Raw genomic sequence first — 22,540 nt, 5'->3', positions numbered from 1 at the left:
TGGTTGTCGAGCGCGAGTGGCGCGACCCGGGTGCCGTCGAGAAACCAGCGCAGCACCAGCACGGCCTGGCGCCACGGGCCCAACGCGCGCCGGCCCGTGCGGGTGCGGCGGTCGCGGCGCGCACCAGCCAGAAGCTGGGCCAGGTGGACGGCGGTGTGCTCCCCGAGCGGGAGCGTGCCGGTGTAGGTGACAGGATCAGACACGCGGGACCCCAGGTGCGGCAGTCGATCTTTGAGCGGACCGACTCTTCTACCCGGGTCCCGCACCCGTTCGTGGTCATCTACGGATCTTCGGCGTGTCGCGGCCGCCGACCACTGCTACTGGCAAAGGCTCAGTGTCCCCAACGGTTGTATCGTCCCGTGAGCTCGCCGAAGCCATCGCCTCCCGGCTGCAGGGCGTAGCGCCCGAGGGGATCAGCATTCGGGCGAGTGGGGAGCAGATCAGGGTGATTCGGGGTGGTTCGGTCGTCGGCGGGTCGTCCGCGCCCGGTATCCTGGGCAGCAGGGATGACAGACCTGACGATCGGCAGGTCGAGACGGCTGCCCGCTCTGCGATCAGCGCGATCCAGGACGTCCTCGCCGAAGAGCTGCGGACGCCCTGGCCTGCACCGACTGGTTCGATGCCGGGTCCCTGCGCCCGCGTCGAGGGTACGACGCTCATCATCTGGTTCGGTGCCGAGGACGACCCTTACCTCGCCCTGCCTCCGATCGAGCTTCCGCAGCGGTAGCCGCGGATTTCGAGCGCCACCGGCTCAACGCGCTGAGCTTCCTCACCGAGGCGTCGCGGGTGTGTCTCCTGAACGGGCCACGTCGTGCTGCCCGCGACAGGCCCCGGGGCCGCCTACGAGTGCAGGCGGCCCCGGGGCGGGCAGGCTCGGCTCACCAGCCGCGGTCGCGCCACTCCGGCAGCGACCCGCGCTGCTCGCCGAGGGTCGAGTCGTCGCCGTGGCCCGGGTAGAACCAGGTCTCGTCGCCCAGCCGGTCGAAGATGCGCCGCTCGACGTCGTCGATGAGCTGGGTGAACTCCTCCGGGCCCGGGGTCTTGCCGACCCCGCCGGGGAACAGCGAGTCGCCGGTGAACAGGTGCGGGCGGTCGCCGCCGCGGTAGAGCAGCGCGATCGAGCCGGGCGTATGCCCGCGCAGGTGGATGACCTCGAGCTCGATCTCGCCGAAGCGCACCGTGTCGCCGTGCTCGACCAGCACGTCGGTCGGGATCGGCAGCTCGGGTGCGTCGATCGGGTGCGCGATCTGGCGGGTCTGGAACATTCCCGCCACCGCGCCGAGCGCCTGCCAGTGGTCGAAGTGACGGTGGGTGGTCACGATGTGCCGCAGCTCGGGGCGGTCGTCGCCGGAGCCGACCAGGTCGGCGATCCGGTCGGGCTCGTTCGCCGCGTCCACGAGCAGCGCCTCGTTGGTCGCCTTGCACACCAGCAGATAGGCGTTATTGTCCATCGGGCCGACGGACACCTTGGTGATCGTCAGCGCGTCCAGATCGCGGCGGATCGCGGCGCCGCCGGGGTCGGTGTGACCGGTGTACTCATCCAGGACGTCCACGCCGACAGCGTAGGCCAGCCACGGCGAGTCACAGTCGGGTTGCAAGGGCGCGTCCGGATCACCCGAATTGTTGACATTTGGATCTCCCCTCGACAACTATCTGTCGCACTCACGATCCGACCGGCCTGTTCGACGAGGAGCGGCGAGATGGCGGAACACCAGTTGATCACCCGTCGGCGACTTCTGGGCCTCTTCGGGGCCGCGGCGACGCTGCCGGTCCTTTCGGCCTGCGGAAGCAGCGTGGGCGGCGGAGGCGGCGGTGGCGGCGCCGGGGGCGGCACGGTGAAGATCGGCCTGGTCGTCCCGCAGTCAGGGGTGTATGCCGCGCTGGGCACCGACATGCAGCGCGGCTGGGAGCTGTGGCTGGAGCAGCACAACCAGAAGCTCGGGGACTACTCCGTGCAGACCGTGATCGCCGACGAGGGCGAGACCCCGCAGACCGGGGTGCCGGCCGTGCAGAAGGTGCTGCAGAGCGACGGGGTCGACGTCGTCGTCGGGATCGTCAACTCGGCCACCGCGCTGGGCGTGGCCAACCTGCTCGCCGAGTCCAAGAAGCTGCTCATCGTTGCGAACGCGGGCGCCGCCGACATCACCGGGAAGGCGCGCACCCCGCACATCTGGCGCACGTCGTTCACCAACGCCCAGATCTCGGCGGCCATGGGCACGCACCTCGCGCGGTCCGGATTCTCCGACGCCGTGTACGCGATCGCGCCCGACTACGCGGCGGGCACCGAGGTGATCACCGGGTTCACCAAGGCGTTCGAGACCGGTGGCGGCAAGGTCATCGGGCAGGCCAAGACCCCGTTCGGCAAGACCTCGGACTTCCAGCCCTTCCTGTCCGGCATCCAGGCCTCCGGCGCCAAGGCGACGTTCTGTTTCTACTCCGGGTCGGAGGCGATCACGTTCGTTCGACAGTACACCCAGTTCGGGTTGGCCTCGAGCATCCCGCTGTACGGATCCGGCTTCCTCACCGAGGGCAATGTGCTGCCGCAGCAGGGCGACGCGGCCCTGGGGGTGCAGACGACCCTGCACTACAGCGACCAGCTCGACACCCCGGTCAACAAGGACTTCGTACAGGCCTACCAGGCCAAGCACGGCGAGGCACCGAGCTGTTTCGCGGTCCAGACCTATGACGCCGGGAACGTGCTCAACAGGGCGCTGCGCACCGCGTCCGGGCTGGACGGGGACGCGGTCGCAGCCGCGCTCGAGGGGGTCGGGACGATCGACGACAGCCCGCGCGGCCCGTGGTCCTTCGACGGCCAGAGCCCGCGGCAGTCCATCTACCTGCGCAAGGTCGAGAAGGTCGACGGCACGCTCGTCAACGCCGTCGTCGAGGACCTCGGCCAGCAGAGTCAACCCGTCTGACATGTCCGCCGTACTCGAGGCCGGCCTGGTCAGCGTCCTGAACGGGTTCGCGATCGGGTTCCTGCTGTTCATCCTGGCGATCGGGCTGTCGCTCGTGTTCGGGATGATGGACGTGCTCAACCTCGCGCACGGCGCGCTGTTCCTCGGCGGGGCCTACCTGGGCACGGCGTTCGTCGGCGCCCGCCCGAGCTGGGGTGCCTTCCTCGCGGCACTGGCCGTCGCCGCGGTCGCCGGGCTGGCGGCGGGCGGGGCGCTCTCGCTGATGACCGAGCCCCTGCGCAAACGCTCGCACCTCGACCAGGCGCTGCTCACGCTCGGGGTGGCGCTGGTGGTGGCCGAGCTGCTGACCATCGTGTTCGGGGACGACCCGCTGACGATCGCCGCCCCGCCGGGGCTGAACGGGTCGATCGGCATCCTCGGCATCACCTATCCGGCCTACCGGCTCGCCCTGATCGGGGTCGGGGCAGTGCTCGCGCTCGTCGTGTACCTGGTGGTGGACCGGACCCGTGTCGGCGCGCTGATCCGCGCCACCGTCGCGGACCGGGAGATGGTGGCCACCCTCGGGGTGGACAACCGGCTGGTCAAGGCCGCGGTGTTCGCGGTCGGCTCGCTGCTGGCGACGACGGCGGGCGTGCTCGGCGGCCCGGTCTACGGCGCGCGGCCCGGCCTGGACGCCGCGGTGCTGATCCTCGCGCTCGTCGTGGTGGTGATCGGCGGGCTCGGCTCGGCACGCGGCGCCCTCGTCGGCGCGTTGATCATCGGCCAGGTCGACACCCTCGGGCGGGCCCTGCTGCCCGATCTGGCGTCGTTCATCCTGTTCGGTGCGCTGGCTCTGGTGCTGGTGCTGCGCCCGCAGGGGCTGTTCGGTGGCGCGCACGGGACGGTGCCGGCCCGATGAGAACGCTCAGCGCCTTGACCGCCGCCCCGACCCGGTCCGGCGGATCCGCGCCGACCGCGCGGCGCCCGCGCAGGTGGGGCGCACTGACCGGCGCGCTCGTGGTCGTCGTGCTGGCCACCGCGCCGCTGTTCCTGGCGCCGTTCGCCACCACGACCCTGACCCGGATCCTCGTTTTCGCGCTGTTCGCGGTGAGCCTCGACCTGCTCGTCGGGGTCACCGGGCTGCCCTCGCTCGGCCACGCGGGCTACTTCGGCGCCGGGGCCTACGCCGCGGGATGGGTGTCGCTGAACGTGACGGCCGAGATGCCGGTTCCGTTGCTGGCCGGCGCCGCGGTCGGGGCGCTCGCCGCCGCGCTCACCGGCTGGATCACCGTGCGCAGCCGGGGCGTCTTCTTCCTCATGCTCACCCTCGCCATCGGCGAGACACTGCAGCAGGTGGCCGAGACGTGGCAGTCGGTCACCGGCGGCGCCAACGGGCTCACCGGCATCCCCTCCACCCGCATCGCCGGGCAGCCGCTGACCAACGCGGGGTTCGTGCACTGGTACGTGCTGGTGTTCTTCCTCGCCGGGTTCGGGCTGGTGTGGATGGTGGCCCGGTCGCGGTTCGGCGCGGCGCTGCGCGGCATCCGGGACAACGAGCCGCGGATGCGCGCGCTGGGCTACCCGACGGCGCTGTACAAGTACGCGACGTTCGTGCTGGCCGGCGGGGTCGCCGGGATCGCCGGTGCGCTGCTCGTCGCTCAGCAGCGCCTGGTGACCCCGGCCGACCTCGGATTCACCACCGCGGCGTTCGCCCTGCTCGCCGTCATCATCGGGGGCGCCGGGTCGCTGTGGGGGGCATGCGTCGGCGCGGCGCTGGTGATCGTGATCCGGGACGCGCTCGGGCCCAGCCTCGGCGGGCACGGCACCCTGGTGCTCGGCATCGTGTTCGTGGTCGTCGTCTACGGGCTGCCCCGGGGGGTGGCCGGGTTGCGACGGCTGCGACGGAACGGGACGGACCGATGACCCCGGTTCTACGATGCGCCGGCCTCACCCGCTCGTTCGGTGCGCTGCGCGCCGTCGCGGGTGTGGACCTGACGATTGCCCCGGGCGCCCGGCACGCGCTGATCGGACCGAACGGAGCCGGCAAGTCCACCCTGTTCAAGCTGGTCACCGGCACGATGCAGGCGGACGAGGGCAGGGTCGAGCTGGCGGGCCGCGACGTCACCGGCCTCTCCGAGGTGCGGCGTTGCCGGATGGGGATGAGCCAGACGCTGCAGCACTCCAGCCTGTTCGGGTCGATGACCGCGGCCGAGACCGTCGAGCTGGCCGTGCAACGGCACAACGCCTCCCGGATCTCGCCGGTGCGCTCCACCCGGCCCGCGACCCGCGAACGGGCCGAGGCACTGCTCGCCGACGTAGGCCTCGGCGGGCGCGGTGGGGTGCTCGTGCCCGCGCTCTCGCACGGGGAACGCAAGCAGCTGGAGGTCGCGCTGGCCCTCGCGTGCCGTCCGCGGCTGCTGCTGCTCGACGAGCCCGCGGCGGGGATGTCGCCCGCGGAGAGCTCCCGGCTGGTCGAGCTGCTGGCCGGGCTGCCGTCGGAGATCACCGTGCTGTTCGTCGAGCACGATCTCGACCTGGTCTTCTCCCTCGCCGACGCCGTCACCGTGCTGCACCTCGGCCAGGTGCTGCTGTCCGGGACGCCGGACGAGGTGCGCGCCAGCGAGGCGGTCCGGGAGGCCTACCTGGGCACGGGCCGGCGCTCGGAGTTGTTCGGCCCGGCCGCCGAGACGTCCGGAGGAAGCGATGTTCCTGCAGGTTCGTGAGCTCGTCTCCGGCTACGACCGCAGCACGGTACTCAACGGGGTGGACCTCGAGTTGGCCGCGGGAGCGACGCTCGGGCTGCTGGGGCGCAACGGCGTGGGCAAGTCCACTCTGATCATGACCCTGATGGGGCTGGTGCCGGTGACGTCGGGCTCGATCCGGGTCGAGGGGACCGAGCTCGCGGGACGCCGCCCCGACGTCGTGGCCAAGGCCGGGGTCGCGCTGGTGCCGCAGGGGCGGCGGGTGTGGGCGAGCCTGACCGTCGACGAGCACCTCGCGCTCGCGAGCCGCGGCCGGCGCGGCGGCGCCTGGACCGTCGACGGCGTGTTCGACCTGCTGCCCCGGCTGGCCGAGCGGCGCCGCCAGTACGCCGGGCAGCTCTCCGGCGGGGAGCAGCAGATGCTGGCCGTGGCCAGGGCCGTGCTCACCAACCCGCGGCTCGTTCTGCTCGACGAGCCCTCCGACGGGCTGGCCCCGGCGATCGTCGACCAGGTCGCCGGCATGATCACGACGATGCGGGCGGCGGGGGTGGCGGTGCTGCTCGTCGAGCAGGACCTGCACCTCGCGTTCGCCGTGAGCGACGAGATCGCGGTGATGGAGAAGGGACGGATCGTGCACCGGGTGCCGACCGCGGAGTTCCGCCGCGACCCTGGTACCGCGCAGCGCCTGCTCGGCGTCGCCTGAACGGTCCGCCCATGCGCGGCGTCAACTGGATCTCGTCGGCGCGGCGCGGATCGGCCTATGCTGATGTGGTGATCTGTCCCAAGTGTCAGGGCCGGCTGCGGACCGTGGACCGGCAGGGAGTGCACATCGAGCAGTGCGAGCGCTGCCGGGGCATCTTCCTGGATCACGGTGAGCTGGAGCAGATGCTGCGGGCCGAGCAGCACTACTACGGAGCGCCGCCGTACCGGGGCCGGCCCGACTCGCCGCGGCCGTACCGCGGGCATGCCGACTCGCCCCCGCCCTACGGCGCCGGCCGGTCCGGCCGGTATCCGGACTCGCCAGGCCCGTACGGGCCCGGCGGCCATCGCCGGCACAGCTTCCTGGGCGACCTGTTCGGCTGACGACACCTGGACCGTGCACCCGCTGATCTGCGCCGCCTGCGGGGAACGCGCCGACGCGGTCCGGGTCGCCGAGCCGGGACTGCTGGTGTGCTCTCGATGCGGGCACGGTGAGCCGTTCGCGCGGCTGCCGTTGTTCTGCCTGACCGGACCGAGCGGCACGGGCAAGTCCACTATGGCCCGGTTACTCGTCCCGCGGCTCGCCGGGCGGGTCGTGCTGCTCGAGCAGGACCTGCTGTGGCAGCCCGGGCTGGACGACCCCACCGACGAGCACCGGCTGTTTCGCTCCACCTGGCTGCGGCTCGCCGCGGCGATCGGGCAGAGTGGCCGGCCGGTGCTGCTGTGCGGCACCGTGGTACCCCCCGAGCTGGAGGTGCTGCCCGAGCGCGCCCTGTTCACCCGGATCCACTACCTCGCGCTCACCTGCGAAGCCGGCGCGCTCGCCGCCCGGCTGTGGGCCCGGCCGGCATGGCGACGGTGGGACGAGCCGCGCATCGCGGAGATGCTGGACCACGCGGCCTGGCTCACCGCGACGGCGTCGCGGCTGGAACCGCCGGTCGAGCTGCTCGACACCACCGATCTCCCGCCTGCCGAGGTTGCCGAGCGGGTCGAGACCTGGCTGGGTTGCCTGTCGCTGCGGTGACGGGCGCACCCGGTCGCACCGGGTCGAACGTGTGTGCGATTCTGGTCGGCGGCGGCCCACCGGGTCCTGTCGGGGGGCGCGCCTAGCATGAACGCCGGGGTCGGGCCGCCCCGATCCCGTCCCGCCGAGTCCCAGGAGGCGCACACCGTGGCCGACCGCAGCGCCGATGGACGTTCCGCTGGCGCTTCCCGCCGAGCCGATGAGCGTTCCGCTGGCGCGTCACGCCTTGTGGTGCGTGGTGCCCGGGAGCACAACCTGCAGGGGGTCGATCTCGACCTGCCGCGCGACAGCCTGATCGTGTTCACCGGGCTGTCCGGTTCCGGCAAGTCCAGCCTGGCGTTCGACACGATCTTCGCCGAGGGTCAGCGGCGGTATGTCGAGTCGTTGTCGGCCTATGCCCGGCAGTTCCTCGGCCAGATGGACAAGCCCGACGTCGATTTCATCGAGGGGCTCTCGCCGGCGGTCTCGATCGACCAGAAGTCCACGAACCGCAACCCGCGCTCGACCGTCGGCACCATCACCGAGGTCTACGACTATCTCCGGTTGCTCTACGCGCGCGCCGGCGTCCCGCACTGTCCGGCGTGCGGGCACGTGATCGAGAGGCAGACGCCGCAGCAGATCGTCGACCAGGTGCTCGCGATGGCCCCGGGCAGCCGGTTCCAGGTACTGGCGCCGGTCGTGCGCACCCGCAAGGGCGAGTTCGCCGACCTGTTCGTCAACCTGCAGGCGCAGGGCTACTCGCGGGTGTTGGTCGACGGCTCGCTGCACCCGCTCACCGACCCGCCGAAGCTGCGCAAGCAGGAGAAGCACGACATCGCGGTCGTGGTCGACCGGCTCGCGGTCAAGGAGTCCGCCAAGCAGCGGCTCACCGATTCGGTGGAGACCGCGCTGCGGCTGGCCGACGGGCTCGTCGTGCTCGACTTCGTCGATCTCCCCGACGACGACCCGCACCGTGAACGGCGCTTCTCGGAGCGGATGGCCTGTCCCAACGGCCATCCGCTGAGCCTCGACGAGCTCGAGCCACGCACCTTCTCGTTCAACTCGCCCTACGGAGCGTGCCCGGAATGCCACGGCATCGGTATCAAGAAGGAGGTCGATCCGGAGCTGGTCGTCCCCGACCCCGAGCTGAGCCTGGCCGAGGGCGCCATCGCCCCGTGGTCGACCGGCCTGACCTCGGAGTACTTCGGCAGACTGCTGTCCGGGCTGGCCGGGGCGATCGGGTTCCGGATGGACACCCCGTGGCGCAAGCTCGGCGCAGTGGCCCAGAAGGCGGTGCTGCACGGGACGGACGACCAGGTCCACGTCCGCTACCGCAACCGGTACGGGCGCGAGCGCGCGTACTACGCCAACTTCGAGGGCGTCATCCCGTTCCTCGAACGGCGGCTCGACCAGACCGAGTCGGAGTCGCAGCGCGAGCGCTACGAGGGCTATATGCGCGACGTGCCGTGCCCCGCCTGCAAGGGTGCCCGCCTGCGGCCCGAGGTGCTGGCGGTGACCCTGGAGCACCGCGAACACGGCGCGCGCTCGATCGCCGAGGTGGCGGCGATGTCGGTGGCCGAATGTTCGACGTTCCTCGACGGCATGGTGCTCAACCCGCGGCAGGCGATGATCGCCGGGCGGGTGCTCAAGGAGGTGCAGGCCCGGCTGGGCTTCCTGCTCGACGTCGGGCTCGACTATCTCTCGCTCGACCGCGCTGCGGGCACGCTCTCCGGCGGCGAGGCGCAGCGGATCCGGCTTGCGACCCAGATCGGATCCGGCCTGGTCGGGGTGCTCTATGTGCTCGATGAGCCCTCGATCGGGCTGCACCAGCGCGACAACCGGCGGCTGGTCGACACCCTGACCCGGTTGCGGGACCTCGGCAATACGCTGATCGTCGTCGAGCACGACGAGGACACCATCCGCTCCGCCGACTGGGCGGTCGACATCGGCCCCGGGGCGGGGGAGCACGGCGGGCGGATCGTGCACAGCGGCCCGGTCGCCGGGCTCGAATCGCACGATACGTCGCTCACCGGGGCCTACTTGTCCGGGCGGCGCTCGATTCCGGTGCCCGCTCAGCGCCGGCCGGTCGACCCGAAGCGCCGGCTCTCGGTGGTCGGGGCGCGCGAGCACAACCTGCGCGGCATCGACGTCGACATTCCGCTCGGCGTGCTGGTCTCGGTGACCGGCGTGTCGGGGTCGGGCAAGTCCACGCTGATCAACGACATTCTCGCCACCGTGCTGGCGAACCGGCTCAACGGCGCGCGGCAGGTGCCCGGCAGGCACACCCGGATCAACGGGGTCGACAACCTGGACAAGCTGGTCAGGGTGGACCAGTCCCCGATCGGTCGCACGCCGCGTTCCAACCCGGCCACCTACACCGGGGTGTGGGACCACGTCCGGAAGCTCTTCGCGGCGACCACCGAGGCGAAGGTGCGCGGTTACCAGCCGGGCCGGTTCTCGTTCAACGTCAAGGGCGGGCGCTGCGAGGCGTGCTCCGGCGACGGCACGATCAAGATCGAGATGAACTTCCTGCCCGACGTCTACGTTCCGTGCGAGGTGTGCCGGGGCGCCCGGTACAACCGGGAGACCCTCGAGGTGCACTACAAGGGCAAAACGGTGGCCGACGTCCTGGACATGCCCATCGAGGAGGCGGCGGAGTTCTTCGGGCCGATCAACTCGATCAGCCGGTACCTGCGCACGCTCGTCGACGTGGGGCTCGGCTATGTGCGGCTCGGCCAGCCGGCGCCGACGCTCTCCGGCGGCGAGGCGCAGCGGGTCAAGCTGGCCAGCGAGCTGCAGAAGCGGTCGAACGGGCGGACGATCTACGTTCTCGACGAGCCGACCACCGGCCTGCACTTCGAGGACATCCGCAAACTGCTCGTGGTGATCAACGGGTTGGTCGACAAGGGCAACACGGTGGTCGTCATCGAGCACAACCTCGATGTGATCAAGACGTCCGACTGGGTCATCGACATGGGTCCGGAGGGCGGCTCGGGCGGTGGCACGGTCGTCGTCGAGGGCACGCCGGAGCAGGTCGCGGCGCACCCCACCAGCTACACCGGCCGGTTCCTGGAGCGCCTCGTCACCCCCACCGCGGCACCGGCACGGCCCGCCCCCAGGAGTAAGGCCGCGGGGTGATGCGCTCGCCCGCCGCACAAGCGTTCTCGCGCCCGCACATCCGTCCGGACGCGTGTGCCGACACCGGAACGCCTGTGCGGTGGCCGGCGGGCCGCCGGCGGGGGAGACCCGGTCAGCGGAGCCGGTAGAACCGGAAGAACTCGTCCTCGATGGGCAGTACCTCGATCCCGCCGAACCCGGCGTCGACTGCGTACCGGCGCAGGGTCTCCGGGCGCATCACAGTCCCCGTGCCGACCGACCCCTCGTGCGAGAGCCCGTCCGGGAGGCAGCAGGTGATGCTGTAGCCGTACATCACCTGCTCGACCTCGTTGCCGGGCGCGGTGAACGTCTCGGCCACGTTCTCGTCCATCACCAGCACGACGCCGTCCGGCGCGGCGAGGCGGTGCATGGTCGCGAGCACCGACACCGGATCGGGCATGTCGTGGACGCACTCGAACGCCGCGACCAGGTCGTAGCGGCCGGTGGCGGTGGCGGCGTCGGCGAGGTGGAAGCGCACGCGGTCGGCGACCCCGGCCTCGACGGCGTTCGCCCGGGCCGCCGCGACCGACGGCGCGTCCACGTCGTAGCCGTCGACGGTCACCCCGGGATGGGCCAGCGCGATCCCGATCGCCGACCAGCCGCGCCCGCACCCGATGTCGGCTACCCGGCCGCCGTCGCGCAGCGCGGCGGCGACGTCCGGCACCGACGGCAGGTACTCGCGCGGCATCGCCCCGAGGAACAGCGGACGGTTCGCAGCCGCCTGCCCCTCGCGGGCGTCCGCCCCGAACTCGCCCCAGCCGACCCCGCCGCCGCCGCGGTACGCGGCGACCAGCGCGTCGAGGTGCAGGCCCAGACCCGCCACGATGCGCGCGATCGGCAGCACGTGGGCCGGGCTCACGACGTCGGTGAGGACCTCGGCGGGCCCGGCGGGCAGGGTGAACCGCCGGGCCGCCGGCTCGGCCGTGACGTCGTCGACGGCGAGCACGCCGCAGACCGCCTGGTGCTCCAGCCACTCGCGGGCGTACCGCTCGGCGGTGCCGGTGCGCGTGGCGAGCTCGGTCGAGGTCAGCGCCCCGTCGCCGGCCAGCGCCCGGTAGTAGCCGAGCCGGTCGCCGAGGTAGGCGGCCTGGACGAACTGGGCCCCGAGAATGGCGCCGAACAGCCGCTCGGCGAACTCGTCCGCACTCGGGGCGGTCGCGGCGCCGCTGTCGGTGGTGGTGGTCGTCGTGGGGATCGGGGTGGGCATGGCTCCTCCTCCGGGGTGGACGGGTGCCGACGCTAGGGAGGCCCGCTGTCGGCTCGCCGTCGTCGCGCTGTCACGGGCCCGCCGGTGCTGACAGCGGGCCGCCAGCGCGCCGACCGCGGGACGGGCGAGGGTCGTCGTCGCCCGACCGCCGTCCGGCGGCACGGGGACGACTGGAGGCAGCATGACCACCACGACGACCATGCCCGTCCGCCCGGCGGACCCGGCCGACGTCGCCACGATCGCCGACGTCCTCAGCGCGGCGTTCTTCGACGACCCCGTGTTCCGGTGGATGTTTCCCGACCCGACCCGCCGTGCGCGGGCGCTCCCACCGAGCTTCGCGCTGTTCGCCCGGGCCTACCAGCCGCTGGGGGCGAGCCACGTCAGCCCGGCCGGGGGCGCCGCGCTCTGGGCCCCGCCCGGCGTCGAGGCCTTCCCCGACGAGGAGGAGCTCGCGGCGGACATCGGCGCGATCGCCGGACCCGATGCGGGGCGCGTGTTCATCGTTCTGGAGCTGCTCGGTGAGCGGCACCCGGCCGACCCGGCGCACTATCTGAACCTGCTCGGTGTCCGGCCCGACCGCCAGGGCCACGGCATCGGATCGAGCCTGCTGCGCGCCGCGACGCGCCGCTGCGACGAGGCCGGGGAACCCGCGTACCTCGAGGCGACCAGCGAGCGCAACCGCGCCCTGTACGAGCGGCACGGGTTCGTCGTCGTCGGGGAGATAGCCCTGCCCGACGGGCCCTCGTTGTGGCCCATGTGGCGGGAGGCCGCGACCGGCCGTTAACCCCGGCGGCCACGGCCGGCGTTCCGGCTACCGAGGGCGGTGACCCGCTGTCACGATGGCGTGGTGACGGCGATCGGTGTCCTCGGGCCGCTGGAGCTGCACGGCCCCGACGGGCCGATCCGGGCCGGGTCCGCGCGGCAACGACGGCTGTTGGCCGCCCTCGCCGCCCACGCCGATACCGCGGTGAGCACCGGTGTGCTCGCCGAGCTCGTGTGGGACGAGCCGCCCGCCCACCCTGTCGGGGGCGTGCAGACCGTCGTGGCCCGGCTGCGCCGGCTGCTGCCGCCGCAGGTCGGGATCGCCACCACACCCGAGGGCTACCGGCTCACGGCGGCGCGCGCCGACATCGACGCGACGGCGTTCGCCGATCATCTTGCGGCCGCCGCGGCGGCGGGCGACGCGACCGAGCGGCTGCGGCTGCTCGAGGCGGCGCTGCGACTCTGGCGCGGTCGGCCCTACCCCGAGCTGGACCACCCGTCGGTCGAGCCGGAGGTCGCGCGGCTCGCCGAGCTGCGGTCGGCGGCGGCCGAGCAGCACGTGGCGGCGTTGCTGTCGACCGGGCGCGCCGGGGAGGCCGTCGCCGCGGGCGAGGCGCTCGTCCGCGCCGAGCCCCTGCGCGAGTCGGCCGTGGCGCTGCTGGCGCGCGTACTGGTCGCGGCGGGCCGACAGAGCGACGCGCTGGCGTGCCTCACCCGGCTGCGCAGTCGGCTGGCCGAGGACTTGGGTCTGGACCCGGCACCCGAGCTGCGGTCGCTGGAGCAGCAGGTGCTCCGCCAGGAGCTCGAGCCGGTGGCCAGGGACGCGGCGCCGCAGGCCGGACGGCCGGTGCGGGTGCCGGCGAGCGCGTTCATCGGCCGCGACGACGACGTCGCACGCGTCGCCGCGCTGCTCGGCGACCGCCGGATCGTCACGCTCTGCGGCGCGGGCGGGGTGGGCAAGACGCGGCTCGCAACCCACGTCGCCGCGGAGGTGGCGGGCCGGTACGCGGACGGCGTCGTGGTCGTGGCGCTCGGGGACGGCGGCCCGAGCGATGTGGCGCCCGCCCTCGCCGCGGCGCTCCGCCTCGCCGACGACGGCGGCGCGGGTTCCGCGGTCGTCGACCGCGCGGTGCGGATGCTCGCCGTGCGCGCGCAGCTGCTCGTGCTGGACAACTGCGAGCACGTCGCCGACGAGGTGGCGGCACTCGTCGAAGCGGTGGTCACCGGCACCGACGGGGTGGACGTGCTCGCGACGAGCCGCGAGCCGCTGCGGGTCGACGCCGAGTTCGTGGTGCCGGTCCAGCCGCTGGATCCGCCCGCGGCGGCGGAGCTGCTGATCGACCGGATGCGCGCCGCCGGAGCGGGCGTCGACGGGCCGACGGAGCTGGTCACCGCGCTGTGCCGGCGCCTCGACGGCCTTCCGCTCGCGCTGGAGCTGGCCGCCGCGCGCGCCCCGGCCCTCGGGCTGGCGGGGCTGATGGAGGCCATGGACCGTCCGTTCGAGGTGCTCCGCGGCGGGCAGCGGACCGCGTCGGCGCGACATCGCTCGCTGCGCGACGTCGTCGCGTGGTCCTATGGCCTGCTCGACGACGTGCAGCGGCTGCTGTTCGACCGCCTCGCGGTGTTCGTTGGGCCGGTGGAGCACGCTGCGATCGCGGCCGTCTGCGGCCCGACCGATGCCCTGCCCGACCTGGTGGACCGCTCGCTGGTGGTCCGGGTGCCCGGGGAGCCCGCCCGGTTCGGGATGCTGGAGACGTTGCGCGCGTTCGGCCGGTCCCGGCTGGCCGCCGATCCGGCCGGGACCGAGCTGCGGGCCCGGCACGCCGCCTGGGCGCTGCGGCTGGTCGAGGAGGTGATGGCCGACCGTCAGGGCCGGGACGAGCCCGCCGCCGTCGGCCGGTTCGATGCGCACCTCGCCGACCTGCGCCGCGCGCACGCCTGGCTCTGCGAGTCCGGCCCGGTGGATGACCTGCTCCGGCTCACCGTGCCGTTCGGCCGGCTCGGCTACCTGCGCGCCCGGGCCGACCTGATGCTGGTGGTGGAGCGGACGCTCGACGAGGTGGGCGCGCTGGGACCGGCGCCGCCCGTGACCGCCCACCCGCTGGTGGCGCGGCTGCTCGGGCAGCTCGCCACGGCGCGGTGGCGGCGCGGCGACATGGCCGACGCCGAGGCCGTGGCGGGGCGGGCGGTCGCCGTCGCGGGGGCGGCTGGCAACCCGACCGCCGCCCGCGACGCCCACTGGGCGCTGAGCGAGGTCTGCAGCTTCCGCGGCGACCTCGCCGCGGGGCTCCGGCACGCGCGGCGGGCCTGCGAGCTCGCGGCGCGGGCCGGCGACCGCGAGACGCTGGTGATGGCGGCGGTCGATCCGGTGCTCGAGTCCGCGTACGCCGGCGACGACGCCGCCGCCGAGCACGAGTCCGCGCTCGCCGACCTCGCGGGCCACAGCGAGGCCCCGACGGTGCGGGCCTGGCTGGCGTACGCGCGGGGCGAGCGACGAGCTGCGACGGGGGACGCCCGGGCGGTGCGGTACCTGAAGGAGGCGGTCGCCCTCGCCGAGGAGGCCGGTTCGGACTTCGTCGCTGGGCTTGCGCGGCACACCCTGCTCACGACCGCCGCCCGCGCCGGGGACGATCCGGTCGCCGCGCTCACCGCGTTCGGTCCGCTGATCGACCACTGGCACGCGCACGGCGCGTGGGCCCAGCTGTGGATCGCGATGCGCGCGCTGGTGGAGGCGCTGTCCCGGCTGGGTCGACACCGCGACGTCGCGGTGCTCCTGGGCGCGAGCCGGGCGAGCCCGCTGGCCCCGCAGGCGTACGGGGCGGACTTCGCGCGGGTGCGCTCCGCGGAACGCGCGGCGCGCGCCGCGCTCGGCCCGGCGTTCACCGAGGCGGTGGCCGAGGGCGCCGCGCTCGGCGACGCGGGGGCGGTGACGTACGCGCGGCGGCTCACGGCCCCGATCAGGTCATCGACGGGCTGGTCGACAACGGCAAGGAGCAGGTCGCGGCGGCACTCGCCAGCTACACCGCCAGTTCCTCCGTGACCATCCGCCGCGGCGAGCTGACCGGGCGGCTCAGAGCCGCAGGTATGCCCGCGTCGTCGTGCCGTCCGGGCCGGTGTGCGTCCGGACGAGGTCGGCCAGGTGGTGGACCATGAGCAGCCCTCGCCCGCTGAGCTGCCGGGGGGTTGCCGGTCGCCGGCCCGCGAGGGGGTCCGCCAGCCGGCCCGCGTCCCGGACCTCGCCGACGAGCAGCCCGTGCTCGATCCACACCCGCAACCTCCCGCTCCCACCTCCGTGCCGGATGCTGTTGGCGGTCAGCTCGCCGATCGCCAGGGTGAAGTCGTCGGTGCGGGCCACGGTCAGCCCGGCGCGCCGGGCCGCGTCCGCGGCGAAGCGGCGCGCGAGGTGCAACCGCGGCAGGTCGAACGTGAACTCCTGCGCGGCGGCGGGTTCGGGCAGTGGTCTGTTCGTCCGGGCGATGGTGCGGGCGGGGGCGTAGCGGTGACTGTCGCGCCGTTGGCCCTCCTCGATCAGCACGGGATGGGTCTGCGCGGCGTCCGCCAGGTGCGCCGAGGGGAGGTTGGCCGCGTCGTAGGGGCACAGGATGGTGGCCCGGCGGCCCCGGAACGACAGATTGATCAGCGCCTCGTGCCGGGCGCAGGCGGGGCGTTCCAGCTCGGTCCGGCCGGGCCACACCGGCTCGCCGATGATGCGCACGTGCCGGCCCGGGTGGCGATCGGCCGCCGCGTGCAGCACCCCGACCAGGATCCGCCCGGGGTTGCGTCCCACCTCGGTCATGTCGAGCAGCCGCACCTGTTCGGCCGCGGAGCCGAGCTCGGCCCGCAGCAGCCTCAGGTTCCACCGGGGCACGGCCACCGTGACCGGCTCGCCGGCCGCAAGCCCGTCGAGGATGAACGGGACGGTCCCGCCGAGATAGTCCGCGTCGCCCCGGTAGAACAGGGCCGAATGCGCGAACAGGGACGGATGGGCGAACGGGCCGTCGGCCCGTTCGGCCACCATTCCGCTCATCGCCGCCGTCCTGCTCGGATTCCGTCCACCGGGTGAGGCTAGTGCAGCTGCGGCTTCCGGGCTGGGTGAGCGGACGCTGGGGCCACCAGCTGCCCGTACGGGTGTCACGGCCCGCGCGGAGACGACCGGCGATCGTGTACCCTGCGGAATGCGACCACCCTGTCGTGCGTTGTCCCTACGCCAGGGCGATCAAGTGGAGCCCCGCTCCCACCCGCAGCCACCAGCGGTGGCCGGGTCCGGTCCGACGTCGAGGCGATGCCTCGGCGCCGTATCAATGGGTCTCGCTTGTCGTCGCCGAAGACAGACGTCTATACGAGGAGACCCCATCAGCACTGAGACGCGCATCAACGACCGCATCCGCGTTCCCGAGGTCCGACTTGTCGGCCCGAACGGCGAGCAGGTCGGCATCGTGCGTATCGAGGACGCACTGCGGCTGGCGCAGGAAGCCGAGCTCGACCTCGTCGAGGTCGCCGCTGCGGCTCGCCCGCCCGTCTGCAAACTCATGGACTACGGCAAGTTCAAGTACGAGAGCGCGCAGAAGGCCCGCGAGTCCCGCCGGAACCAGCAGCTCACCGTGATCAAAGAGCAGAAGCTCCGGCCGAAGATCGACACCCACGACTACGAGACGAAGAAGCGCAATGTCGTGCGCTTCCTCGAGGGTGGTAACAAGGTCAAGGTCACGATCATGTTCCGCGGCCGCGAGCAGTCCCGGCCCGAACTCGGGTTCCGGTTGCTGCAGCGCCTCGCCGACGATGTGGCCGAGCTGGGTACGGTCGAGGCCGCACCGAAGCAGGACGGCCGCAACATGACGATGGTGCTCGCTCCGAACAAGAAGGCGGCCAAACCCCGTGCCGCGGCCCCCGCGCGGGAGCGGGAGGCCTGAGCCGGGTCCCAGCCCGGAACGTATCGCACGACACGAACGGATCAGTCATGCCCAAGAACAAAACCCACAGCGGGACCGCGAAGCGGGTCCGGATCACCGGCACCGGCAAGCTCCGCCGCCAACAGGCCGGTCTGCGCCACCGCCTCGAGGTGAAGTCCAGCAAGGAGAAGCGCGACCTGTCCGGCACCGTCCCGGTGGCGAAGGCGGACGTCAAGCGCGTGAAGAAGTTGCTCGGACGCTGAGCCCTCCCACCCGCTGACCCCGGCCGGTCGGTGACCGATCCGACGTGGCCGCACGAGAGACAGGATCACTGCCATGGCACGCGTGAAGCGCGCGGTCAACACCCACAAGAAGCGCCGGACCACCCTCGAGCTGGCGAGCGGCTACCGCGGCCAGCGGTCCCGGCTGTACCGCAAGGCGAAGGAGCAGGTGCTCCACTCGCTGAACTACGCCTACCGTGACCGCCGCGCGCGCAAGGGCGACTTCCGGCAGCTGTGGATCACTCGCATCAACGCCGCCGCCCGTGGCAACGGCATCACCTACAACCGCTTCATCCAGGGCCTCAAGGCCGCGGGTGTGGAGGTCGACCGCAAGAACCTCGCCGAGCTCGCGGTCTCCGACCCCGCCGCGTTCGCCGCGCTCGCCGAACTGGCCAAGGCCAACGTGCCCACCCAGGCGTCGCAGAACGGGAACGCTGCCTGACCGGCTCCGGCCGAATGCTCACTGTGCCCGTATCGGAACGAACGCCGCGCGTCGTGACAGCTCGAAAGCTGCTGCGGCGCGCGGGTCGTGAGCGAGCCGGTCGTTTCCTCGTCGAGGGGGCCCAGGCCGTCCGCGAGGCGCTCGTGTCGGGCAGGCCCGTACGCGAGCTGTTCGTCACCCCGGCCGCCGCGGCCCGCAACCCCGATCTCGTCGACCTGGCCGCCACCGCGGGCGCGCGGATCAGCGAGATCACCGACGGCGCGGCCGCGAGTCTCTCGGACACCGTGACCCCGCAGGGTCTCGTCGCGGTGTGCGACCTGCTCGACGTTCCTCTCGCCGCCGCGCTGGGCCGGGCGCCGGCGCTGGTGGCGGTGCTCGCCGGCATCGCCGACCCGGGAAACGCGGGCACCGTGACGCGGGCGGCCGACGCCGCGGGCGCCGAAGCCGTGCTCTTCGCGGGGGACACCGTCGACCCGCACAACCCGAAGGCGGTGCGGGCCTCCACCGGCAGCGTGTTCCACCTGCCGATCGCACGGGACCGGGACGCGCCCGCGGTGCTGTCCGCGTGCCGGGACGCCGGGCTGATGCTGCTGGCCGCCGACGCCCACGGCGAGCTCGACCTGCACGAGCCCGCCGCCGCCGACGCGCTCGCCCGGCCCGCGGCGTGGATATTCGGTGGCGAGGCGCACGGCCTGCCGGCGAGGGTGGCCGAGCAGGCCGACCGTCGCGTCCGGGTCCCGATCTACGGCCGGGCCGAAAGCCTGAACCTCGCCGCCGCCGCGGCGATCTGCCTGTACGCGAGCGCCGCGGCGCAGCGCTCTACGATCTCCACCAGTCCGATCCATCCGAAGGTGAAGGCCCGCTAAGGCGATGACCGAGACAGTCGACCTGCTGGATCCGTCGGCGCTGGAACGCGCCGTCGTCGCGGCGGAGAAGGCCTTCGCCGACGCCGCCGACCTGGCCGCACTGGCCGCGGTCAAGCCCGCCCACCTCGGCGACAAGGCCCCGCTGCAGCTCGCCCGCCGTCAGCTCGGCTCGCTGTCGCGCGACGAGCGCGCCGATGCGGGCCGCCGGGTCAACGCCGCCCGGACGCGGGCTCAGGATGCCTTCGACGGGCGCCGCGTCGCGCTCGTCGCCGAGCGCGACGCGCGGGTGCTGGCCGAGGAGTCCGTCGACGTCACACTGCCCTGGGGCCGGCACCCGCGGGGCGCCCGCCATCCCATCAGCCAGATCGCCGACCGGATCGCCGACGTGTTCGTCGCGATGGGCTACGAGGTGGCCGAGGGTCCGGAGGTCGAGGCGTCCTGGCTGAACTTCGACGCGCTGAACTTCGGCAAGGACCACCCGGCCCGCACCATGCAGGACACGTTCTACCTCGCCGGAACGGCCGGAGGGGACTCACCGGACTCAGGGATGGTGCTGCGCACCCACACCTCGCCGGTGCAGGTGCGGGCACTACTGGACCGCGAGCCTCCGGTGTATGTCGTGTGCCCGGGGCGGACGTTTCGCACCGACGAACTCGACGCCACCCACACCCCGGTGTTCCATCAGGTGGAGGGCCTCGCCGTCGACAAGGGCATCACGATGGCGCATCTGAAGGGGACCCTCGACGCGTTCGCCCGCGCGATGTTCGGCGCCGCGTCGCGGACCCGGCTGCGCCCGTCGTTCTTCCCGTTCACCGAGCCGTCCGCCGAAGTGGACGTGTGGTTCCCGGAGCGCAAGGGCGGCGCGGGCTGGGTCGAGTGGGGCGGCTGCGGCATGGTCGACCCGAACGTGCTGCGCGCCTGCGGCGTCGACCCCGGCGTCTATTCGGGCTTCGCGTTCGGCATGGGCCTCGAACGCACCCTGCAGTTCCGAAACGGCCTGCCCGACATGCGGGACATGGTCGAGGGCGACGTCCGGTTCAGCCGCGCCTTCGGCGTCTGACCACCTGCGCAGAAGAGGAGTTGGCGTGCGCGTTCCCGTGTCCTGGGTGGCTGACCACCTCGACCTGCCCTCGACCGACCCGGACGAGATCGCCGAGGCGTTCGTCCGGGTCGGCCTCGAGGTCGAGGACGTCCACCGCGCCCCGGAGCTGACCGGTCCGTTGGTCGTCGGCCGAGTCCAGGAGATCGAGGAGCTCACCGAGTTCAAGAAGCCGATCCGGTTCTGCCAGGTCGAGGTCGGCGCCACGGACGGTGGCGTGCGCGGCATCGTCTGCGGGGCCCGCAACTTCGTCGCGGGCGACCTCGTCGTCGTCGCGCTCCCGGGATCGGTGCTGCCCGGCGGCTTCGCGATCTCGGCGCGCAAGACCTACGGCCGCATCTCCGACGGCATGATCGCCTCGGCGCGGGAGCTGGGCATCGGCAGCGAGCACGCGGGCATCCTCGTGCTGCCGCCGGGGACCGCAGAGCCCGGTGCCGACGCGCAGGCGCTGCTCGGCCTCGACGACGCGGTGATCGAGCTCGCGGTCACTCCGGACCGGGGATACTGCTTCGCCATCCGCGGCCTGGCCCGCGAGCTCGCCGCCTCGTTCGACGTCGACGCCCCGGATTTCGCCGACCCGGCCGCCCGGGTCGAGGTGCCGCACGCAGACCGTCCGTCCTGGCCGGTGCGCATCGACGACGCGGCGGGCTGTCTGCGCTACGTCGCCCGGCGGGTGTCCGGGGTGGACCCGGCGGCACCGACCCCGTGGTGGATGCAGCGCAGGCTGCTCGCGGCGGGGATGCGGCCGATCTCGCTGACCGTCGACGTGACCAACTATGTGATGCTCGAGCTCGGCCAGCCGCTGCATGCCTTCGACGCCACCCGGCTCACCGGTGAGATCGCCGTGCGGCGGGCGGCGGCGGGGGAGAAGCTGCGCACGCTCGACGACGTCGAACGCGTCCTCGATCCCGACGACCTGCTCATCACCGACGACTCGGGTCCGATTGCGCTGGCCGGCGTGATGGGTGGGGCCTCGACGGAGATTCCCGAGACGCACGAACCCGGCAGCACGGCCGACGTGCTCATCGAGGCCGCGCACTTCGACCCGGCGACCATCGCGCGCGCCGCGCGCCGCCACCGGCTGCCCAGCGAGGCGTCGAAGCGGTTCGAGCGTTCCGTCGACCCGCAGCTGCCGCCGATCGCGGCCGAACGCGCGGCCGCGCTGCTCGTCGAGTACGGCGGCGGCATGATCGAGCCCGGCCGGACCGATGTCGGCACCGCGCCGGAGCCGCGGCCGGTCCGGATGCCGCTCGACCTGCCCGACCGCATCGCGGGCGTCCGCTACGAACGCGGCGTGACGGTGCGCAGGCTCCGGCAGATCGGCGCCACGGTGGAGCTGGAGACCGGGGACGACGGCAAGGGGCTCGTCGTCACCACCCCGCCGTCGTGGCGGCCGGACCTCGCCGCGCCCGCCGACCTGGTCGAGGAGGTGCTGCGGCTCGAGGGCTACGACGCGATCCCGTCGGTCCTGCCCGCGGCTCCCGCGGGCCGCGGGCTGACCGCGGCGCAGCGGCGGCGGCGGGCGGTGTCGCGGGCGCTGGCCGAGGCCGGGCACGTCGAGGTGCTGCCGTTCCCGTTCGTTGGTGACGAGGTGTGGGACGGTTTCGGGCTCGCCGCCGACGACGCGCGCAGGCGCACCGTGGGGGTGCTCAACCCGATCGACGCCGATCGCAACCGGCTCGCCACCACGCTGCTGCCGGGGCTGCTCGACGCGCTGGTGCGCAACCGGGCGCGGGGCCTGGAGGACGTCGCGCTCTATCACATCGGGCAGGTCGTGCTGCCGCATGCGGAGCCGGTCGCGATGCCCGAGGTCGGCGTGGCGCAGCGGCCGAGCGACGCGGAGATGGCGCAGATCGAGGCCGCGCTGCCGGCCCAGCCGGTGCATGTCGGCGTGGTGCTGGCCGGAGATCGCGAGCCGCGCGGCTGGTGGGGGCCGGGGCGCCCGGCGGGCTGGGCGGATGCGGTGGAGGCCGGGCGGCTGGTCGGGACGGCGTGCGGGGTCGAGCTGCGGGTGACCAAGGCCGAGCCGGCGCCGTTCCATCCGGGGCGGTGCGCGGCGCTGCGGGTCGGCGACTGGGTCGTCGGCCACGCCGGGGAGCTGCATCCCAAGGTCGTCGATGCGCTCGGGTTGCCGCCGCGCACGGTCGCCATGGAGCTGGATCTCGACGCGATCCCGCTGACCGAGGCGCGCCCGGTGCCGCGGGTGTCGCCGTACCCGCCGATCTCGGTCGACGTCGCGCTGGTGCTGGCCGAGGACGTGCCGGCCGCCGAGGTGGCCGAGGCGCTGATCGACGGCGGCGGCGAGCTGCTCGAGCAGGTCCGGCTGTTCGACGTCTACACCGGCGAGCAGGTCGAGGCGGGGCGCCGGTCGCTGGCGTTCTCGTTGCGGCTGCGCGCCGATGAGCGGACGCTGACCAACGAAGAGGCCAACGCCGCCCGCGACGCCGCCGTCGCCGTGGCCGCCGAACGCTTCGGTGCCGTCCTGCGCTGACGCGCCCGTGAGTGCGTAACAGTGTTCTAACACTGTTACGCACTCA

The 22,540-nt window shown here is 73.2% G+C and carries 19 protein-coding genes and 1 pseudogene; 16 read left to right on the top strand and 4 right to left on the bottom strand.

Annotated elements, in window-relative coordinates; all coding sequences use genetic code 11:
- Together G567_RS0121495 and G567_RS0121485 are read right to left on the bottom strand one after the other, a co-directional pair.
- Positions 1-203 (bottom strand): annotated as a pseudogene (locus tag G567_RS0121495) (IS5/IS1182 family transposase); the annotation flags it as partial.
- A gap of 675 nt (positions 204-878) precedes the next feature.
- Positions 879-1,553 carry an MBL fold metallo-hydrolase gene (locus G567_RS0121485; RefSeq protein WP_028931597.1) on the bottom strand — a complete coding sequence of 225 codons (675 nt, stop codon included), beginning with the start codon at positions 1,551-1,553 and terminating at the stop codon, positions 879-881.
- Positions 1,554-1,700: 147 nt separating this feature from the next.
- On the opposite strand from G567_RS0121485, the gene G567_RS30420 reads away from it, so the two are divergent.
- The 8 genes from G567_RS30420 (at position 1,701) to uvrA (ending at position 10,439) form a co-directional block, all read left to right on the top strand.
- A complete protein-coding gene (locus G567_RS30420) occupies positions 1,701-2,918 on the top strand; it encodes an ABC transporter substrate-binding protein (RefSeq protein WP_051233384.1) in 1,218 nt (405 codons plus the stop codon).
- Between the two features lies 1 nt (position 2,919).
- On the top strand, positions 2,920-3,816 hold the full coding sequence (locus tag G567_RS33520) for a branched-chain amino acid ABC transporter permease (protein WP_028931596.1): 897 nt from the start codon (positions 2,920-2,922) through the stop codon (positions 3,814-3,816).
- Entirely contained in the window at positions 3,813-4,820 is a 1,008-nt protein-coding gene (locus tag G567_RS33515; RefSeq protein WP_084796335.1) for a branched-chain amino acid ABC transporter permease, read from the top strand. Before G567_RS33520 ends, G567_RS33515 begins: the two co-directional genes overlap by 4 nt.
- Positions 4,817-5,620 carry an ABC transporter ATP-binding protein gene (locus G567_RS30410; protein ID WP_084796334.1) on the top strand — a complete coding sequence of 268 codons (804 nt, stop codon included), beginning with the start codon at positions 4,817-4,819 and terminating at the stop codon, positions 5,618-5,620. The genes G567_RS33515 and G567_RS30410 overlap by 4 nt, the downstream gene beginning before the upstream one ends.
- Positions 5,601-6,302: an ABC transporter ATP-binding protein gene (locus G567_RS0121460; protein ID WP_028931595.1), complete on the top strand. Its 702-nt coding sequence runs from the start codon at positions 5,601-5,603 to the stop codon at positions 6,300-6,302. Before G567_RS30410 ends, G567_RS0121460 begins: the two co-directional genes overlap by 20 nt.
- Before the next feature lie 68 nt (positions 6,303-6,370).
- Positions 6,371-6,682 carry a TFIIB-type zinc ribbon-containing protein gene (locus G567_RS0121455; RefSeq protein ID WP_261763887.1) on the top strand — a complete coding sequence of 104 codons (312 nt, stop codon included), beginning with the start codon at positions 6,371-6,373 and terminating at the stop codon, positions 6,680-6,682.
- Positions 6,683-6,695: 13 nt separating this feature from the next.
- The gene (locus G567_RS0121450) at positions 6,696-7,322 is read left to right on the top strand and encodes an AAA family ATPase (RefSeq protein ID WP_028931593.1); all 627 of its coding nucleotides are present in this window, start codon (positions 6,696-6,698) and stop codon (positions 7,320-7,322) included.
- 87 nt (positions 7,323-7,409) lie between these two features.
- Positions 7,410-10,439 (top strand): excinuclease ABC subunit UvrA, encoded by a 3,030-nt coding sequence (uvrA, locus tag G567_RS0121445; protein ID WP_373865932.1) that lies wholly within the window; start codon positions 7,410-7,412, stop codon positions 10,437-10,439.
- 112 nt (positions 10,440-10,551) lie between these two features.
- Here the strand turns inward: uvrA and G567_RS0121440 are convergent, their stop codons facing one another.
- Positions 10,552-11,664: a class I SAM-dependent methyltransferase gene (locus G567_RS0121440; RefSeq protein WP_051233383.1), complete on the bottom strand. Its 1,113-nt coding sequence runs from the start codon at positions 11,662-11,664 to the stop codon at positions 10,552-10,554.
- A gap of 181 nt (positions 11,665-11,845) precedes the next feature.
- On the opposite strand from G567_RS0121440, the gene G567_RS0121435 reads away from it, so the two are divergent.
- Both G567_RS0121435 and G567_RS0121430 read left to right on the top strand, forming a co-directional pair.
- Entirely contained in the window at positions 11,846-12,448 is a 603-nt protein-coding gene (locus G567_RS0121435; protein WP_028931590.1) for a GNAT family N-acetyltransferase, read from the top strand.
- 63 nt (positions 12,449-12,511) lie between these two features.
- Entirely contained in the window at positions 12,512-15,466 is a 2,955-nt protein-coding gene (locus tag G567_RS0121430; RefSeq protein ID WP_161631735.1) for an AfsR/SARP family transcriptional regulator, read from the top strand.
- 30 nt (positions 15,467-15,496) lie between these two features.
- On the opposite strand, the gene G567_RS0121425 is transcribed toward G567_RS0121430, so the two are convergent.
- Entirely contained in the window at positions 15,497-16,453 is a 957-nt protein-coding gene (locus G567_RS0121425) for an anti-sigma factor RsbA family regulatory protein (protein ID WP_028931588.1), read from the bottom strand.
- Positions 16,454-16,727: 274 nt separating this feature from the next.
- On the opposite strand from G567_RS0121425, the gene infC reads away from it, so the two are divergent.
- From infC to pheT, 6 genes are all read left to right on the top strand, one after another.
- The gene (gene infC, locus G567_RS0121420; protein WP_084796331.1) at positions 16,728-17,336 is read left to right on the top strand and encodes a translation initiation factor IF-3; all 609 of its coding nucleotides are present in this window, start codon (positions 16,728-16,730) and stop codon (positions 17,334-17,336) included.
- A gap of 47 nt (positions 17,337-17,383) precedes the next feature.
- Positions 17,384-17,578, top strand: coding sequence for a 50S ribosomal protein L35 (gene rpmI / locus G567_RS0121415; RefSeq protein ID WP_028931586.1), 195 nt, complete (start codon positions 17,384-17,386; stop codon positions 17,576-17,578).
- A gap of 73 nt (positions 17,579-17,651) precedes the next feature.
- Positions 17,652-18,038 (top strand): 50S ribosomal protein L20, encoded by a 387-nt coding sequence (rplT, locus tag G567_RS0121410; RefSeq protein WP_028931585.1) that lies wholly within the window; start codon positions 17,652-17,654, stop codon positions 18,036-18,038.
- Between the two features lie 14 nt (positions 18,039-18,052).
- The gene (locus G567_RS0121405) at positions 18,053-18,904 is read left to right on the top strand and encodes a TrmH family RNA methyltransferase (RefSeq protein WP_028931584.1); all 852 of its coding nucleotides are present in this window, start codon (positions 18,053-18,055) and stop codon (positions 18,902-18,904) included.
- Between the two features lie 4 nt (positions 18,905-18,908).
- Positions 18,909-19,964 carry a phenylalanine--tRNA ligase subunit alpha gene (pheS, locus tag G567_RS0121400; RefSeq protein WP_028931583.1) on the top strand — a complete coding sequence of 352 codons (1,056 nt, stop codon included), beginning with the start codon at positions 18,909-18,911 and terminating at the stop codon, positions 19,962-19,964.
- 25 nt (positions 19,965-19,989) lie between these two features.
- Positions 19,990-22,494 carry a phenylalanine--tRNA ligase subunit beta gene (gene pheT / locus G567_RS0121395; RefSeq protein ID WP_028931582.1) on the top strand — a complete coding sequence of 835 codons (2,505 nt, stop codon included), beginning with the start codon at positions 19,990-19,992 and terminating at the stop codon, positions 22,492-22,494.
- Positions 22,495-22,540 lie beyond the last annotated feature (46 nt).

The organism is Pseudonocardia asaccharolytica DSM 44247 = NBRC 16224, assembly GCF_000423625.1.
Lineage (GTDB): Bacteria > Actinomycetota > Actinomycetes > Mycobacteriales > Pseudonocardiaceae > Pseudonocardia > Pseudonocardia asaccharolytica.
The sequence above is the reverse complement of the archived record's forward strand: the minus strand, read 5'-3'. Positions and strand labels throughout refer to the sequence as shown.

Bases quoted from the DNA above. Each gene is read 5' to 3' on its own strand.
- G567_RS30420 (WP_051233384.1), top strand. From the start codon at position 1,701: ATGGCGGAACACCAGTTGATCACCCGTCGGCGACTTCTGGGCCTCTTC.
- rpmI (WP_028931586.1), top strand. From the start codon at position 17,384: ATGCCCAAGAACAAAACCCACAGCGGGACCGCGAAGCGGGTCCGGATC.
- infC (WP_084796331.1), top strand. From the start codon at position 16,728: ATGGGTCTCGCTTGTCGTCGCCGAAGACAGACGTCTATACGAGGAGAC.
- G567_RS0121460 (WP_028931595.1), top strand. From the start codon at position 5,601: ATGTTCCTGCAGGTTCGTGAGCTCGTCTCCGGCTACGACCGCAGCACG.
- G567_RS33515 (WP_084796335.1), top strand. From the start codon at position 3,813: ATGAGAACGCTCAGCGCCTTGACCGCCGCCCCGACCCGGTCCGGCGGA.
- G567_RS0121440 (WP_051233383.1), bottom strand. From the start codon at position 11,664: ATGCCCACCCCGATCCCCACGACGACCACCACCACCGACAGCGGCGCC.
- rplT (WP_028931585.1), top strand. From the start codon at position 17,652: ATGGCACGCGTGAAGCGCGCGGTCAACACCCACAAGAAGCGCCGGACC.
- G567_RS0121425 (WP_028931588.1), bottom strand. From the start codon at position 16,453: ATGAGCGGAATGGTGGCCGAACGGGCCGACGGCCCGTTCGCCCATCCG.
- G567_RS30410 (WP_084796334.1), top strand. From the start codon at position 4,817: ATGACCCCGGTTCTACGATGCGCCGGCCTCACCCGCTCGTTCGGTGCG.
- uvrA (WP_373865932.1), top strand. From the start codon at position 7,410: ATGAACGCCGGGGTCGGGCCGCCCCGATCCCGTCCCGCCGAGTCCCAG.
- pheS (WP_028931583.1), top strand. From the start codon at position 18,909: ATGACCGAGACAGTCGACCTGCTGGATCCGTCGGCGCTGGAACGCGCC.
- G567_RS0121435 (WP_028931590.1), top strand. From the start codon at position 11,846: ATGACCACCACGACGACCATGCCCGTCCGCCCGGCGGACCCGGCCGAC.
- G567_RS0121405 (WP_028931584.1), top strand. From the start codon at position 18,053: ATGCTCACTGTGCCCGTATCGGAACGAACGCCGCGCGTCGTGACAGCT.
- G567_RS33520 (WP_028931596.1), top strand. From the start codon at position 2,920: ATGTCCGCCGTACTCGAGGCCGGCCTGGTCAGCGTCCTGAACGGGTTC.